Origin of the sequence: Glutamicibacter sp. NPDC087831, from assembly GCF_044742845.1 — a bacterium.
GTDB lineage: Bacteria > Actinomycetota > Actinomycetes > Actinomycetales > Micrococcaceae > Glutamicibacter.
Genome location: NZ_JBIUVH010000001.1, coordinates 121998 through 137095 on the forward strand (window position 1 = coordinate 121998; position 15098 = coordinate 137095).

Here is a 15098-nt window from a genome sequence, read left to right on the forward strand (position 1 = left end):
AGCTATCCCACACCCCCCCCCCCCCCACCCCCCCCCCCCACCCCCCCCCCCCCCCCCCCCCCCCCCCCACCCCCCCCCCCCCCCCCCCCCCCCCCCCCCCCCCCCCCCCCCCCACGGCGGCTTGCTGCACTGGGGCGTGCTGAGGCTATTTGCCCATGGACTGCGCGATCTGGCTCATCACCGTTGAATCGGACAGCGTGGTGGCATCGCCGACCTCGCGGCCCTCGGCCACGTCCTTGAGCAGGCGGCGCATGATCTTGCCCGAGCGGGTCTTAGGCAGTTCCGGAACCACCAGCACATGCTTCGGCTTGGCGATCGGGCCGATGTCCTTGCCCACGTGGTTGCGCAGGGTCGCCACCACATCCTCGCCTTCCGCCGGCTCGGTTTGCAGGATCACGAAGGCCACCACGGCCTCGCCGGTGGTCTCGTCCTTCGCTCCCACCACGGCGGCCTCTGCCACGTATGGGTGGGCGACCAGCGAGGACTCGATCTCGGTGGTGGACAGGCGGTGCCCGGAGACGTTCATCACGTCATCCACGCGGCCCAGCAGCCAGATATCGCCATCGGCGTCCTTCTTCGCACCGTCGCCAGCGAAGTACATGTTCTCGAACCGCGACCAGTAGGTGTCCTTGTAGCGTTCCATGTCGCCCCAGATGCCGCGCAGCATCGCTGGCCACGGCTCGCGGATGACGAGGAAGCCGCCCTCGCCGTCGGCCACGGATTCGCCGGCTTCATCCACCACGTCAATGGCGATGCCCGGCACGGCCACCTGGGCCGAACCCGGCTTGGTTGCGGTGACGCCCGGCAGCGGAGCGATCATGTGCGCGCCGGTTTCGGTCTGCCACCAGGTGTCCACGATCGGGGCCGGGTGTTCCTTGCGCTCGCCGTTCTTGCCGTTGTTGGTGCCGATGGCATCGCGGTACCACATCCATGCTTCCGGGTTGATCGGTTCGCCCACCGAACCCAGCACGCGCAGCGAGGACAGGTCGTAGCCATCGGGGATCTCGCGGCCCCACTTCATGAAGGTGCGGATTGCGGTGGGCGCGGTGTACAGGATGGTGACGCCGTACTTTTCCACCAGTTCCCACCAGCGGCCCTGGTGCGGGGTATCCGGGGTGCCCTCGTAGATCACCTGGGTGGCGCCGTTGACCAGCGGCGCGTAGGTGACGTAGGAATGGCCGGTCACCCAGCCGATGTCCGCGGTGCACCAGTACACGTCGGTTTCCGGGTGCAAATCGAAGGTGTCGCGGTGGGTCACGGCGCCCTGGGCCAGGAAGCCGCCGGTGGTGTGCACAATGCCCTTGGGCTTGCCAGTGGTGCCCGAGGTATACAGCACGAACAACGGGTGCTCGGAGTCGTGGGCTACCGCAGTGTGCTCGGTGGCGGCGGTGCCGACGACGTCATCCCACCACTTGTCCAGTGCGCCGAATTCGGTGGGCTCGCCGTTGCGCTTGACCACCAGAACGTTTTCCACGGTGTGGCCCGGTGCTTCCAGCGCCGCATCGACTGCCGGCTTCAGCGAGGACGGCTTGCCGCGGCGCCAGGTGCCATCGGCGGTGACCACGAGCTTGGCGTCCGCATCATCGATGCGGCTGCGCAGCGCGTCGGCGGAGAAGCCGCCGAAGACCACCGAGTGGATGGCGCCAATGCGGGCGCAGGCCAGCATGGTGATGACGGCTTCCGGGATCATTGGCAGGTAGACGGCCACGCGGTCGCCCTTGGCCACGCCCAGGGATTCGAAAGCGTTGGCGGCCTTCTTGACCTCTTCGGTCAGCTGCGCGTAAGTGTAGGTGCGGGTATCGCCCGGCTCGCCTTCGAAGTAGATGGCGACGCGGTCGCCCAGGCCGTTTTCCACATGGCGGTCCAGCGCGTTGTAGGCCGCGTTGAGCTTGCCGCCGACGAACCACTTGGCCACCGGTGCCTGCGACCAGTCCAAGGTTTCAGTGAAATCGGTGTCCCAGGTCAGTACCTGGCGTGCCTGGTCCGCCCAATAGCCCAAGCGGTCTGCCTTGGCTGCGTCGTAGCGGGCCTGCGTTGCGATGGCCTGATCGCTGAAGTCCTTGCTCGGGGCAAAGGAACGGGTTTCGGTCGACAGGTTATCCAAGGTTTTCGAATCACTCACTGGGTTCGCGTCCTTCCGCGTAGTCACAAATATTTCCCTGTGATCAAAGTTACATCCTCCAGCAGGGCCGGTGTGCTTTGTGTCACCGGGAAAGGGGAAATGGGGTATTTTGTGCGCCGAGCGGTTAGCTGCACGCGATGAACAGCACGCCAAGGTGGTGTCCAAGGGTGAAAACTTCACGCCCTCATGACACGATCTAAAGCGTGGCGAAGAAATTGGACAACGAAACCGAGCTGGGGCTGAAGCGCCGGGCACGCAAGATCAACCGGGAACTGGCGAAGGCCTACCCCTACGCGGTGCCCGAACTGGACTTCGAGAACCCCTTCGAACTGCTGGTAGCCACCGTGCTCTCCGCGCAGACCACCGACGTGCGGGTCAATGCCATCACTCCAGCGCTCTTCGCCCGTTTCCCGGACGCCCACGCAATGAGCCAAGCCGAACGGGGCGAGCTTGAGCAGCTGATCCGCCCCACCGGTTTCTTCCGCGCCAAGACGGACTCCCTGCTCGGGCTATCCGCCGCCTTGGTTGAACGCTTTGACGGAGAAGTGCCAGCCAAGCTCGAAGAGCTGGTGAAGCTTCCCGGGGTGGGACGCAAAACCGCCAACGTCGTGCTGGGAAATGCCTTCGGTGTTCCCGGAATCACCGTGGACACCCACTTCGGGCGCCTGGCCAACCGCTTTGGGTGGACCGATGAAACCGATCCGGTCAAGGTCGAGCACGCGGTGGGGGAACTGTTCGAAAAACGCGACTGGACGATGCTCAGCCACCGCGTGGTCTTCCATGGCCGCCGCGTCTGCCACTCGCGCAAACCTGCCTGCGGGGCCTGCGCCATCGCCAAGCTTTGCCCCTCGTTCGGCATCGGCGAGGAAATACCTGCCAAGGCCACAGCGTTCCTCAAGTATGAGCTCGCACCAGGACGGGAAGAATTGCTGGCGAAAATGATCGCCGGCGCAACCCGCCGCGAGCTGAGGGCTGAAGGATACGGATTGGACGCATGAGCGCGCGCTTGGAACTGGAAAAAGTAATTGCCCGCCACACGGCACAGGTCGGGGCAACGCAGAAACTGCCCAGCGAATGGGTGATGAGCGATATCGAGCTCGGTGCTGCACGCCGTGCCGCGGTACTGATCCTGTTCGGTGCTGCCGGCGAAGCGGCCCTGGAGCCGCACTCCCGGGCCGGCGATCTGGACGTGCTGTTCGTGGAGCGCGCCGCGACCCTGCGCAAGCACGCGGGCCAGATCGCTTTCCCCGGAGGCGGGATCGACCAGGAGGATTCGAGCGTTGCCGACGCCGCCTTGCGCGAGGCGTGGGAGGAAACTGGCGTGGACACCTCCGGGATCGAGGTCCTGGGCACCTTGGGGGAAACCGAATTGCCGGTTTCGAACTTCCTGGTCACCCCGGTGATTGGCTGGTGGCATACCGAATCCAGGGTTTATCCGGCTGACCCGGCCGAAAGCGCCGGCGTATTCCGCGCCCCGGTGGCGCACCTGCTGGAGCCGAGGAATCGCCTGACCGGCGTGGTGCAGCGCGGCAATCAGAAGTTCAAGTCCCCGGCCTTCGATTTTGAAGACCGGATCATCTGGGGCTTCACCGCGATCGTGCTGGACAGGCTGTTCAACGAGCTGGGTTGGACCCAGCCGTGGAACAACCGCCGTGAACTGCGCATGGCCTGAAGCCGGCTACTTCGCATCCGCGTAGTTCCCGGAGATCGCAACACTGACCGGGAAGCGCGGCGAGGCCTGGCCGAACAGGGAACGCCCGGCGAGCATGGCCGCATGCCGGATGAGCTCCTGCAGTTGCCCAGCCAATTCGGTGGGGCATTCAAAGACGATTTCGTCATGGACAAAGAACACCTGGCGGCAGGTCTGGCTCCACCCGGCCTGATGGATCAGGTGCCGTGCGTGGCCCATCCACACCAAAGCCCACTCCGCGGCGGTCGCCTGTACGACAAAGTTCCTGGTGAACCGGCCGCGGGCTCTCGCCGCGCCGTCAGCAGCCCGCTGCGATGCTTCATCGTTGGTAGCTTTCTGCGCCTGCAGCCACTGCTCATCGGCTGGCGGGCAGCCGCGGCCGAGGAAACTGCGCACGCCTTCACCTTGCTCGCCGGCAAGAGCTGCCTGTTCGACAAAATGCATGGCGGTGGGAAAACTGCGGGTCAGGGCCGCACCCACTGCACCTGAAGCACCGCCGCCACCGCCGTAGATGACCGAGAGCATGCCCAGCTTGGCCTCATCTCGGGAAGCCACGAGCTGGGCATCGAGCAGCCACTGGTACAGGTCATCTTGCTGGCCTGCTTTTTGCAATTGCTGGTCATTGGAAATAGCTGCCAGGATTCGAGGTTCCAGTTGCCTCCCGTCGGCCACCACAAACGTCGAGCCGGGACGGGTGCGCACGACCTGCCGGATGGAATGCGGCAATTGGAGCGCCCCGCCACCAGAAGCGGCCCAGCGTCCTGAAGTCACCGTTCCCAGCACATAATGCGGATGGAAACGGCCGCCTTTCACCCATTGATCCAACCACGCATCACCATGGGTGCTGGCAAGACGCGAGAGTTTCTTGTATTCAAGAACCTCAGAAATCAATGGATGCTTGATCTGCTCCAGTTCCCAGGCCCGCACCGAGCTCACCGCGAAACCGGCCTTATGCAGGGCGCGCAACAGCTCCTGCGGCGAATCCGGGTTGAGCCCGGGACTGCCTAATGCCTTGGCCAATTGCTGGGCCTTGGCCTCGAGTTTCGGCGGCCGTCCATAGTCGGATACGCGTTCGCCCAATTGCTCGCGCAGCAGGGCGCGGTGTCCGGCTTCATCCCACGACAAACCGGCCGCTTCCATCTCGCAGGCAATCAACGCACCTACCGATTCGGCGTGGATCAATAATTCCAGACGCTGACGGGTGCTGGGATCCTGCGGCAACGCCTTGCGCTGGGCAACGTACATGGCTACGAGCTCGGAAAGGGATTCGCCGGAGGTCGGGGCGGCAAAGAGCGCATCCTGGTTGGCCCTTTCGTGAGCCTGAACTGGTCGTTCAAGATCGAAGTCTTCGAGCTTTTCCTCACTCAGCGGCGAGCGGTGCAAGATGCGTTGGGCCAAGGAGAGAATGCAGGCCTTGGCCAGATGAACACCCGCAGAAACAAGTGGCTGCATCCACGGGGTGGTGCGGAGCATGGCCCATCGGGGCGAATGCCGTGCTTCGATTTCGGCAACAAATCCGGCAAAATCATCCCGGGATACCGAGACGACCGGCTGCAGCGAGTTGCCAGAATACTGGTCGCGAAGATCGATCAGGGCATAGCCATCAGGATCGGCAGCAAGGAAAGCGATGGCACTCATGGATCTATTGTGCCGTGCCAGCGGCCGATATCCCCAGTTGGTTGGCGAGCGGCACGCAAATGATTAGGCAGATGCCACGCTCGATGCATGAAATGGCTATCAGAGTCCTCATCGGCTAAACCGCTGAAGGACACCCAACGATTCGTGATGACTGAACTGGATTTCGCGCAGGCGCCTCCGAACAGCACCAGGAGGCCGGCAGCGGCTGACCACACGGCGGAAGATGAACCGATCTGCACCATCGTGAGCAACGATGCACGGATTATTGAGCGATGCGCAGTGATCGCGGTCGGCGCGGCGGTGAGAATCAACAAATGCACCGACCCGCAGCTGCTGCCCGCCGATGGTTCTGGGCCGGTGCTGTGGGGCAGCGACATGGCAGCACTAGCCGAAAATACGAGCCGGCCGGTGGATGTCCTGGTCGGTCTGGAAGATGGCGAGGCCATCGTGTGGAGCTTGGCCAGCAGAATTCCCAAGGCAAGGGTGGCAGTTTTGCCCTCGGCCAGCCAATGGCTCGGCGAGTACCTGGGTCTATGGGCCATGAGGGCAGGGCATGGACACACACTGGCACTGCATTCCACAGCAGGCGGGCTGGGAACAACGACCCTGGCCCTGTTGCTGGCGCATGCCGGGACATTAAGTGGTCTTCGCAGCGCCATGATTGATCTGGATCCGCATTCCCAGGGCGCTTGGCCGCTGGTTTGCACCCAACCGCCAACGGGAATTGGATGGGAAGAATTGCGGCAATCCGGTGGCGCGCTTGCTGCTCATCAACTGGCTGAAACGCTGCCGAAGCTTCGCGATACCGCGATCTTGACCTGGTCCCAGGCAAGCAGAACGCATGAGCTGGAGGACCAGCTGGTGATCCGCCTGCTGGCCGCCGCCCGGCAAGGATTCGATCTGGTCGTAGTGGATGCCGGGCGCGCACCGCATCCGCAACGGCTGGCACTGAACCAATTCATAGACCGGAATATCGCCACTGTCAGTTCGCTGACCGTGCCAGCCTCTGGGGAAGTGGTGCTGTGCGGGGAACAGAAACTACGCAGCACCCCTGCGGGTTTTCCTCAGATTCTTGGTGCCTTCCCCGATTTTCCCCGGATCAGCAAAGCGATCGAGCGCGGCCAATTATACGACAGTTTCAAATCCCGGGCATTGCGCCAGCACCTGTCCAACCTCTGCCTGATACCGCAAATGAAGGAGCAGCACCCATGAGCCCGGGCCGGCATAGCCACAACGCCAACCCATCAACGGGCGGGCCTGTGCTGGATGCCAAAATCCTTGAATCCGTGCGTGAACGCGCATTGCTCACCGGCGGGCAGCTTGATGCGATTGCCTTGGCAGGAGCCGTTCACGACTCCGGCGCGGCTCTGGGTTCCCAAGGTGCCGCACAATCGCTGGAATCGCTGCAGAACGAAGTGGCAGGATTATCAATCCTCGAGCCTTTCGCACAGCGGCCCGAGGTGACCGATGTCCTGGTCGACGGGCAAGGGATGGTCTGGACGGATTCTCCGGCCGGCCTGCAGCCCACCGAATTCCGGTTTTCTTCCCCAGAGCAGGTTCGGACCCTGGCCGTCCATCTTGCAACCCTTGCGGGCCGACGGCTCGATTCAGCTAGCCCGTTCATGGACATGAGCTTGAAGAATTACCGCGTCCACGCTGTACTGCCTCCAATTGCCACAGCCGGACCACTGATCTCGATTCGCGTCAAGCGCAGTGCCCAGCTCGAACTGGGCACCGTCCTGGAAGGATCGAACGGGTTCTGGCTACCGCTGCTTCAAGCCATCGTGGAACGCCAGATGAACTTCCTGATTACCGGAGGAACAGGCAGCGGCAAAACTACCCTCCTGCAAGCCATGCTTGCCGAAGCCAATCCGCGGCACCGTCTGGTCATCGTGGAAGACTCGCAAGAACTGCATGTACCGCACCCGCATGTTGTGTCCTTGCAAACCCGGTCGGCCAACGTCGAATCTGCCGGCCAGGTGCAGCTGAAGGATTTGGTTGTCCAAGCCCTGCGCATGCGCCCTGACCGTCTGGTCGTTGGCGAATGCCGTGGGGAGGAAATACGCGATTTTCTGGCAGCCATGAACACGGGGCATCAGGGAGCCGCAGGCACCATGCACGCCAACAACCCGCAGTCAGTTCCGGCCCGCTTGGCGGCGCTGGGTGCGCTCGCCGGATGGAGCGTGCAGGCGACTTCGTTGCAGGCCTCCAGCGCCTTGGATCTTGTCATTCACATGAACAGGGGGAGCCAAGGGCAGCGCGGACCGGTGGCCCTTGGATGCCTGGACACCGGTAGCGATGGCCAGATGCACATGCGGCGCCTGATAGACCTGGACGCCGCCGAACCGCTGGCCGACTACGGGCACAACTTTCTGGCGAACAGATTTGGCCCATCGCTCACGTGCACCATTGCCAAGGCGCTAGGCGATGAGCACGCCAAGGAGCGTTGACCAATGCTGATCCTCATCTTTGGCGCACTGGCCTTGTGGCTGTGGATCCCCGCGCACCCGGCAAGCAAAATCAAAGCGGGTTCCCTGCGCAGGCTCCGGGATCGCGGGGCGGAACGCCACACGGACGATGACCAGGTACTGAGCACCGATGCCCGCATCATTCGTGAACTCTCGGCGCTGCTCCGAAGCGGATTGGATTTCCATCCCGCAGTTGATGCGTTGCTGGAGGCCGAGGACGACAGCGGGAACATCATCCGAGCGCTCAAAGACCTCCAAGCAACGCATCGGCTAAGCAACAGCGCTCCCGGACCCGGTCTTCCGGCGGAGCAGGGACAAGGTCCAGCGGTGCGACGACTGCACTGGTGCCTGGAACTCTCCGAACGCAGCGGCGCAAGCCTTGCCGATGTGCTGGAACGGCTAGCCGAAGACCTCGAATGCGCCCTAGTAGCCCAGCAAGCATTCGAGGCGGCTATGGCTGGCCCGAAAGCAACGACTAAGTTGCTGACATGGCTTCCACTAGTCGGGTTTGGATTCGGTCTGCTTGTGGGCATTGATGTTCTGGGCACAATAGGCCGATCATGGGCGGCGCAACTCAGCGTGCTCATTGGAGCATTGCTGTGGATCGCCAACCGGATCTGGTGCCGGCGGCTCATGCAGGCAACCACTAGCCAGGCACTGTCATGATCGTTCTGATTCTGCTTCTAGGGGCGCTTTCCATCGCTTTGGCATTAGGACGGCCCAACTCGAAAAGTCGAGAAGGCAAGGCGCCGCAGTGCCTTGGGAAAAGACGGCAGGAAGATGAAAAACCTGTCGAGCTGATCCTGGATCTGAGCGCCAGCCTGTTGGACTCGGGGATGCCCATCACCGAGATCCTCGATCTGCTCGGTCACAGCATTGAACAGTGCGCGGTGCTGCGCAGCGTAGCGCGCTGCTTGGAAATGAACATGGCGTGGGACAAAGCCTGGGAAGCCGTTCCGCCCTGGCTCGACCCGCTGCGGAAAGCACTGCACTTTGCCCACATGACCGGAGCGCCGGCAGCCAATCTGCTACGAAATACCGCGATTCTGCAACGCCGTGAACATGCACAGAAAGTCGCGCGCCTCGGAGCACAATTCGGTACCAGGCTCGTACTGCCTCTAGGGGCCTGCGCACTGCCGGCTTTCATCGCCCTGGGCGTGGTTCCACTGATCATCGCGCTATTCCCCAGCTACCAGTAATCCCCGGCCGAAGGTTATGCCCAGCTCGTAGGAAACCCATGTTGCTGCCCGCGGCGCTCGCCGATGGTAGAAGCACAACATCCACGGTATCGACGCCGGGGATGACAGTCTAGAAAGGACAACACAATGAACCGACGGTTCCGGGAAATCAGGGATCTGCTGCGAGAAGAGCAGGGATCCACCACCGCCGAATTTGCTATGGTCACGCTGGCTGCCGTGGCTTTTGCCGGCTTGCTGATCAGCATCCTGTCCAGCGGCGACGTACGTGGCATGCTGATGGGCCTGATTACTAAAGCGCTGTCGCTGTAGGCCATGAGCTTCAGCGACGAATCGGGTAGCAGTACCGCCGAATTTGCGGTGCTGCTACCCGCGGTTGCCATGATGCTGTCCTTGGGTTTGTGCTTGGGTGTCGTCGGGATCCAGCAGATCCAAGTTCAGCAGGCAGCCGGTGCCATGGCCAGGGAATTGGCCCGCGGCGAGGACGATGCAACCGCTCGCGCCAGCGGCGTGAGGCTGGCAGGAAGCCAAGCCCGTTTCTCGCTCTCAACAGCCAACGGCTACTGGCAGGTTCACGTCAGCAAATCGGTGAGCCTTCCAATCGTTGGCAGCCTTCAAATCCATGGACAAGCCAGTGTGGCCGTCGAATGAAAAAGCGGCGGAGCCTTCGAAGCGAACAGGGTAGCGGAACGGTCATGGCAACAGCGCTCGTGGTTGTTGCACTGCTAATTGCCGGTGCCGTTTTAGCATGGGTTGCAGCAACCCGAGCCGCGATGCAGGCTGCCAGCGCCGCCGATCTGTCGGCGCTGGCTGCTGCGGATACGGCCCGCGGGTTGCGCCCCGGGGACCCCTGCACAGTTGCGGCGTTGTTGGCCGAATCCAACGGTGCACTGCTGGCAGCATGCACGGTGGAACCCGACGGCCAGTCGGTGCGCGTTACGACTAACGTTCCTGTCGGATTCCGTGCCCTGGGCATAGAACTGTATCTGGCCGAAGCCCAGGCACGGGCGGGAGCACCGCCACTGGATGCACCGGGGCGGTGAGCATGGCGGAAGCGGTTAGCGGTGGTGCGCTGGCTCCACGTCGTCAAGCACGGCCGTCAACAGCAAGATCGCTCCAGCCTTGTCCAATGGATTATTGCGGTTACCGCACTTGGGGGACTGCACGCAGCTTGGGCAGCCGTGCTGGCATTCGCAGGCCTCGATGGCATCCCGGGTGGCCCGGATCCAATCGGTGAAGCGCTCGAAACCACGCTCGGCGAATCCAGCACCGCCAGGCTGCGCGTCATAGACGAAAATTGTCGGATGGCCGGTATCCATGTGTAGCGCAGTGGATACTCCGCCGATATCCCAACGGTCGCTGGTAGCAACCAGCGGCAGCAACCCGATCATGGCATGCTCGGCAGCATGCAAGGCTCCGGGGAACTGATCTACCTCCAAACCAGCTCGAAGCAATCGCTGCTCGGTCAGGGTGAACCAAATGGACTTGGTATTCAGATCCCGGGCTTCAAGCTCCAACGGTTCTTCGGACAGCACTTCATTAGAAGCCACCGACTTCCGCTGGAAAGACACGACCTGGGTGGTCACAGTGACTTCACCGAAATGAATCGTCAGTTCTCGGTGGTTACGGCTGCGTTCCTCGGAATCAATGGCAACCGTGGTGAGATCACGCGCCGTGGTGTAGTAATCAGGATTCACCCGAGTCACGATCACCACGTGGTTCTGCTCATCAAGTTCTTCCACATGGTAGCTGGCACCCTGATGGACGTAGATGGCCCCGGGATGCGCCTGATAATGCGTTTGCGGGGAATCCATCGTGCCTAGCAGAGCGCCGGTTTCCGCATCGATGATGTCCACTGGTCCACCGCCATCGGCCCGAATGGAGAACATCCCTGCCGCATGTTGCGGATGCGTCCAGAACCATCCAGCCGGGCGCCGGCGCAAGTAGCCGCGTTGCACCAGCGAATCCAGAAGCTGTTCGGTCTGCGGACCGAAAATTTCCAACTCCTCCGGGCGCAGGGGAGATTCTTGCGCGGCGGCGCAGAGGTGGCCGCTAAGCACATACTTATTCTGCGGATCAAAGACTGTCGCTTCGACACCCAAATCGAAGATGGCTTCGGGATGATGTGCCAGGTAGGTGTCCAACGGATCTTCAGCTGCGACAAAGATCGCCAGCGCATCCTGGCCCGAACGTCCGGCACGGCCGATTTGCTGGAAGAACGATGCGCGGGTGCCTGGCCACCCAGCCACCACTACCGCGTCCAGCCCCGCAATATCGATACCCAGTTCCAGCGCCGAAGTTGAGGTGACACCCAGCAGCTCGCCACTGCGCAATTGCTTTTCCACCTCACGGCGTTCATTAGGCAAGTAGCCCGAGCGGTACGCTGCAAGCCGGACGGATAGATCCGGTGCAAATTTTTCCAGATGCTTGCGGGTGAGCGTTGCGATTGTTTCAGCACCGCGGCGGGACTTGATGAAGACAATGGTTCGAATATGATCAGCCATCAGATCGGTGAGGATCGAAGCGCTCTCGGCGATGGCGGTACGCCGTACCGGCGCACCGTTTTCACCGCGGTGATCACTCATCGGAGGTTCCCACAAGGCCATCACCAGTTCACCGCTGGCGGAGAAATCATTGGTCACCGCTTGAGCTGGCGCCCCAATGAGACGCCCGAAGGATGCTTCGGGGTCTGAGCTCGTCGCGGACGCACCGATGAAGACCGGGCAGCTGCCGTAATAGGCGCAAATGCGACGCAACCGGCGCATCAGGTTGGCTACGTGTGCGCCAAAGACCCCACGGTAGGAATGGGCCTCGTCGATAATGATGTAGCGAAGGCGCTTGAAGAATCTGGACCAGGCCGGATGGTTGGGCAGGATGCCGCGGTGCAGCATATCTGGGTTGGTGAAGACGAAGTTGGCGTGCTGGCGTACCCAAGCACGGGTGGCCTGGTCGGTATCGCCATCGTAGGGAGCGGCTCGGACCCCGGGAACGCCTAGGGACTCCACAGCGGAAAGCTGGTCGGCTGCCAGTGCTTTGGTTGGGCAGATATAAAGCACCGATGCACCGGCATCAGCATCGTTGAATCCGCTGTCCTTCGCCTGGTACAACTGTTCCAGACTTGGCATCAGGTAGGCCATGGACTTGCCTGAGGCGGTACCGGTGGAAACTATGGTGTGGTGGCCCTCGTGGATGAGGTTGGCTGCTTGGGCCTGGTGTAGCCAAGGCTGTTGGATGCCCAGTCCCTGGAATATCCCAACTAGTTCAGCGCTGAGCCACGCTGGCCATTGGCTGGTGATCTCGTCTTTGGCAGTCCTGGTGCGGCGGTGCACCACAGCATCGGGATCATTGGTCCGGTCATAGGGATCTAAGAGAGAACGCACTGACTTCACGAGGACGCCTTCCGGACCGAGAACTGCTGGAGTTAAAGACTATCGCCGTGCTTGACGCGGAAGCGTCAAGCACGGCGATAAGAGTAATCTTGGAGGCCCTAGGCCTTGAACATGACAACCTTGCCCAGCGAAGTCCAGCCCAGCGAAGCGTAAAGCTGCTGGCCATCGACCGAAGCGATCAACAGGCCTTGATCAACATCGTGTTCTTGAGCCAGCGAAGCCAGCGCACGCATGATCAGGGTACCTAGGCCCTTGCGGCGGAAATCGGCGCCGGTGATGATGCGGTCGAAGATTGCGTATCCGCCAACTGCTGAGACATGGCCGGATGCCGCAACGACTTCCTGGTTGTCCTCGGGATGCAGCGAAACGTAGGCATGAGTGCCATCGCGTTCAATCTGGAAGACGAACCCGTCTGCAGGCAGTGGGACCTCGACGTCGTGCACGGCTAGTTCGGTGACCATCAGTGCTTCGTCATCGGCAGTGACCTGCAGGCCTACTTCAGCCGCAATGGCAACCAGATTCTCGGCGGAGTCGTCGAAAGCCGTCAGCCGACGGTTCGGGTGCTTCGTCAGGGTCTCGGCTACTGCTGCGAGTTCCTCTTTGGAGGGACCATAGATGACGTATTCCCAGTCTTCAGTGGTGTCGTGGCGCAGCGCAGCGTGGACCCGTCCTTCGTTGCGGGTTTCATAACCACGAGCCCCAGCCCAGCCTGCTACCCAGGTGCCAATCAGTTCATCGCTTGCGTTTGATGCCATAATTTGACCCTACCTTGTCTTTCCTAGGAATTAGCTGACATTGAACTAATCGTTGCCTACTTGGAACTATTGCACTGGCCGAGAGCTCGATATTTTCGGGAAAGATCAATGTGACATTGCTCTTTTCCTCGGCGTTTCGCGGCCAAAAGCTACTAACATTGTAGGGTGGCCATTCATCGTATTGTTCTGTATTACGCTTTTACTCCGCTCCCAGACCCGGAGGCAATCCGCCTTTGGCAGCGCTCGCTGCTGGAGCGCTGGGGCTTGCGCGGACGCATCATCATCTCCAAAGACGGCATCAACGGCACCGTTGGTGGCGAGATCTCCGCAGTCAAGGCCTACGTCAAGGCCACGCGAGAACTGCCAGCTTTCAAGAAGATGGATATCAAGTGGTCGGAAGGTTCGGCAGAAGACTTCCCGCGTATCTCCGTCAAGGTTCGCGACGAGATCGTGACCTTCGGCGCTCCTGGCGAACTGGAAGTTGACGAGAACGGTGTTGTCGGTGGTGGCACCCACTTGCGCCCCGAAGAACTTCACGAGCTGGTTGACAACAAGAAGAAGACCAGCGAGAAGGTCCATTTCTTCGATGGCCGCAACGCATTCGAAGCGCAGATCGGCAAGTTCAAGGACGCGATTGTCCCCGAAGTGGACACCACCCGCGATTTCGTTGCCGAGCTGGATTCGGGCAAGTACGACCACCTGAAGGACCAGCCGGTGGTCACCTACTGCACCGGCGGCATTCGCTGCGAAGTGCTTTCGGCTTTGATGGTCAAACGCGGATTCCAAGAGGTGTACCAGATGCAGGGCGGCATCGTCCGCTATGGCGAGAAGTACGGGGATGAAGGCCTATGGGAAGGCTCTCTCTACGTTTTCGATAAGCGCATGCATACCGAATTCTCCGAAGACGCTGTCACCATCGGTGAATGCGTGGGCTGCCAAGGTCCAACCAACAAGTTCGAGAACTGTTCGGACCCGGCCTGCCGCAACCTGCGCCTGTTCTGCGAGGACTGCGCAAAGGACGAAGCACTGCGCCGCTGCCCAGACTGCAGCACCGTAGACGCCTAACTTCAGCTTTCACCAACCGCGGCCTGGACTTTCCATAAGTCCAGGCCGCGTTTTCTATGCGGTCACCTTCGGCCACATTCCGCGCGACGCATCCTTGACGTCGACCTGTTCCACCTCGGTCCGGTAGATTCTCAGCCCTCGCGCCTGGTAGTTCGGTAGCGCCGCCGGTCCGTCCAGTGAGCAGGTATGCAGCCATACCCGGCTGACCTCAGGCAGCTGCGGCCATCGTGAACCCAGGGCCCAGGCCTGTTGCAGTGCTTCGCTGAGCAGCACCCCGCCAAGGCCGCGGCCGGTAGCTTCGGGAAATAAGCCGAAGTAGAAGATCTCGACCTCGCTGCCGGCGTCCGCGACTTCCGTGACGAGCTCCACGTACCCCTGGGGAGCACCGTGCTGGTAGAGCACCCAGGTTTCTGAGCCCGGGCGTCGGAGCACTTCGTCCCACTGGTCTCGGGTCGAACCCAGGCGGTCAGACCAGTTCAATTCGCTGCCCACGCTCTGATACAGAAACCGCGAAAATTCCGGGGTGATCTCCTTGGCCAGCTCGATCCGGGCGTCCTCGGGCAAGGACTTGGCCGAGCGAATGACATCAGCGGAGTCGAGTTGCTGGAGATAGGTCACCGTTACTTGGGTCATGCCCACATCATAGGTCGCCGTAGTTTGCCTGGCCTAGCTATCACCCGTTGAGTTACTCGGTAGACTTGGAGGTGTGAATGCTGCTGAATTTTCTTCCATTGATGACGCTCCCCAGAGCTACAATCAACTGCTCATCGACTCG

15 protein-coding genes are annotated in these 15098 nt (G+C 61.6%); 10 read left to right on the top strand and 5 right to left on the bottom strand.

Going from position 1 to position 15098, the window contains the following annotated elements:
- Window positions 1-145: 145 nt before the first annotated feature.
- Window positions 146-2122 (bottom strand): acetate--CoA ligase, encoded by a 1977-nt coding sequence (gene acs / locus ACIOJF_RS00570; protein ID WP_105656978.1) that lies wholly within the window; start codon window positions 2120-2122, stop codon window positions 146-148.
- A 203-nt stretch (window positions 2123-2325) separates the two neighbouring features.
- Between acs and nth the strand changes: the two genes are divergently transcribed.
- Complete coding sequence (gene nth / locus ACIOJF_RS00575; protein ID WP_402741083.1) at window positions 2326-3120, top strand: endonuclease III; 795 nt, start codon at window positions 2326-2328, stop codon at window positions 3118-3120.
- Window positions 3117-3794: a CoA pyrophosphatase gene (locus ACIOJF_RS00580; protein ID WP_105656976.1), complete on the top strand. Its 678-nt coding sequence runs from the start codon at window positions 3117-3119 to the stop codon at window positions 3792-3794. Before nth ends, ACIOJF_RS00580 begins: the two co-directional genes overlap by 4 nt.
- A gap of 6 nt (window positions 3795-3800) precedes the next feature.
- Here the strand turns inward: ACIOJF_RS00580 and ACIOJF_RS00585 are convergent, their stop codons facing one another.
- Window positions 3801-5450: a bifunctional 3'-5' exonuclease/DNA polymerase gene (locus ACIOJF_RS00585; RefSeq protein ID WP_402741084.1), complete on the bottom strand. Its 1650-nt coding sequence runs from the start codon at window positions 5448-5450 to the stop codon at window positions 3801-3803.
- A gap of 87 nt (window positions 5451-5537) precedes the next feature.
- On the opposite strand from ACIOJF_RS00585, the gene ACIOJF_RS00590 reads away from it, so the two are divergent.
- The 7 genes from ACIOJF_RS00590 to ACIOJF_RS00620 all read left to right on the top strand — a co-directional run bounded on the left by ACIOJF_RS00590 (window position 5538) and on the right by ACIOJF_RS00620 (window position 10157).
- Window positions 5538-6662, top strand: coding sequence for a hypothetical protein (locus tag ACIOJF_RS00590; RefSeq protein ID WP_133833574.1), 1125 nt, complete (start codon window positions 5538-5540; stop codon window positions 6660-6662).
- On the top strand, window positions 6659-7900 hold the full coding sequence (locus ACIOJF_RS00595; RefSeq protein ID WP_133833575.1) for a TadA family conjugal transfer-associated ATPase: 1242 nt from the start codon (window positions 6659-6661) through the stop codon (window positions 7898-7900). The genes ACIOJF_RS00590 and ACIOJF_RS00595 overlap by 4 nt, the downstream gene beginning before the upstream one ends.
- A 3-nt stretch (window positions 7901-7903) precedes the next feature.
- Window positions 7904-8584 carry a type II secretion system F family protein gene (locus tag ACIOJF_RS00600; protein ID WP_133833576.1) on the top strand — a complete coding sequence of 227 codons (681 nt, stop codon included), beginning with the start codon at window positions 7904-7906 and terminating at the stop codon, window positions 8582-8584.
- Complete coding sequence (locus tag ACIOJF_RS00605; protein WP_133833577.1) at window positions 8581-9117, top strand: type II secretion system F family protein; 537 nt, start codon at window positions 8581-8583, stop codon at window positions 9115-9117. Before ACIOJF_RS00600 ends, ACIOJF_RS00605 begins: the two co-directional genes overlap by 4 nt.
- A gap of 126 nt (window positions 9118-9243) precedes the next feature.
- Entirely contained in the window at window positions 9244-9426 is a 183-nt protein-coding gene (locus tag ACIOJF_RS00610) for a DUF4244 domain-containing protein (protein WP_105656970.1), read from the top strand.
- Window positions 9427-9429: 3 nt separating this feature from the next.
- Window positions 9430-9765: a TadE family type IV pilus minor pilin gene (locus ACIOJF_RS00615; RefSeq protein ID WP_105656969.1), complete on the top strand. Its 336-nt coding sequence runs from the start codon at window positions 9430-9432 to the stop codon at window positions 9763-9765.
- Window positions 9762-10157 (top strand): Rv3654c family TadE-like protein, encoded by a 396-nt coding sequence (locus ACIOJF_RS00620; RefSeq protein ID WP_133833578.1) that lies wholly within the window; start codon window positions 9762-9764, stop codon window positions 10155-10157. Before ACIOJF_RS00615 ends, ACIOJF_RS00620 begins: the two co-directional genes overlap by 4 nt.
- A gap of 15 nt (window positions 10158-10172) precedes the next feature.
- On the opposite strand, the gene ACIOJF_RS00625 is transcribed toward ACIOJF_RS00620, so the two are convergent.
- Together ACIOJF_RS00625 and ACIOJF_RS00630 are read right to left on the bottom strand one after the other, a co-directional pair.
- Window positions 10173-12503, bottom strand: a complete 2331-nt coding sequence (locus tag ACIOJF_RS00625) for a DEAD/DEAH box helicase (RefSeq protein ID WP_133833579.1) — start codon at window positions 12501-12503, stop codon at window positions 10173-10175.
- 98 nt (window positions 12504-12601) lie between these two features.
- Entirely contained in the window at window positions 12602-13258 is a 657-nt protein-coding gene (locus tag ACIOJF_RS00630) for a GNAT family N-acetyltransferase (protein WP_402741085.1), read from the bottom strand.
- A gap of 165 nt (window positions 13259-13423) precedes the next feature.
- On the opposite strand from ACIOJF_RS00630, the gene ACIOJF_RS00635 reads away from it, so the two are divergent.
- Window positions 13424-14323, top strand: a complete 900-nt coding sequence (locus ACIOJF_RS00635) for a rhodanese-related sulfurtransferase (RefSeq protein WP_402741086.1) — start codon at window positions 13424-13426, stop codon at window positions 14321-14323.
- 54 nt (window positions 14324-14377) lie between these two features.
- On the opposite strand, the gene ACIOJF_RS00640 is transcribed toward ACIOJF_RS00635, so the two are convergent.
- Window positions 14378-14956 (bottom strand): GNAT family N-acetyltransferase, encoded by a 579-nt coding sequence (locus ACIOJF_RS00640; protein ID WP_105656964.1) that lies wholly within the window; start codon window positions 14954-14956, stop codon window positions 14378-14380.
- Window positions 14957-15098: the final 142 nt, after the last annotated feature.

Excerpts from the sequence above, each read along its gene's own strand:
- ACIOJF_RS00610 (WP_105656970.1), top strand. The coding sequence starts at position 9,244 with ATGAACCGACGGTTCCGGGAAATCAGGGATCTGCTGCGAGAAGAGCAG.
- ACIOJF_RS00630 (WP_402741085.1), bottom strand. The coding sequence starts at position 13,258 with ATGGCATCAAACGCAAGCGATGAACTGATTGGCACCTGGGTAGCAGGC.
- ACIOJF_RS00595 (WP_133833575.1), top strand. The coding sequence starts at position 6,659 with ATGAGCCCGGGCCGGCATAGCCACAACGCCAACCCATCAACGGGCGGG.
- ACIOJF_RS00640 (WP_105656964.1), bottom strand. The coding sequence starts at position 14,956 with ATGACCCAAGTAACGGTGACCTATCTCCAGCAACTCGACTCCGCTGAT.
- ACIOJF_RS00585 (WP_402741084.1), bottom strand. The coding sequence starts at position 5,450 with ATGAGTGCCATCGCTTTCCTTGCTGCCGATCCTGATGGCTATGCCCTG.
- ACIOJF_RS00615 (WP_105656969.1), top strand. The coding sequence starts at position 9,430 with ATGAGCTTCAGCGACGAATCGGGTAGCAGTACCGCCGAATTTGCGGTG.
- ACIOJF_RS00620 (WP_133833578.1), top strand. The coding sequence starts at position 9,762 with ATGAAAAAGCGGCGGAGCCTTCGAAGCGAACAGGGTAGCGGAACGGTC.
- ACIOJF_RS00580 (WP_105656976.1), top strand. The coding sequence starts at position 3,117 with ATGAGCGCGCGCTTGGAACTGGAAAAAGTAATTGCCCGCCACACGGCA.
- ACIOJF_RS00605 (WP_133833577.1), top strand. The coding sequence starts at position 8,581 with ATGATCGTTCTGATTCTGCTTCTAGGGGCGCTTTCCATCGCTTTGGCA.
- ACIOJF_RS00600 (WP_133833576.1), top strand. The coding sequence starts at position 7,904 with ATGCTGATCCTCATCTTTGGCGCACTGGCCTTGTGGCTGTGGATCCCC.
- ACIOJF_RS00590 (WP_133833574.1), top strand. The coding sequence starts at position 5,538 with ATGAAATGGCTATCAGAGTCCTCATCGGCTAAACCGCTGAAGGACACC.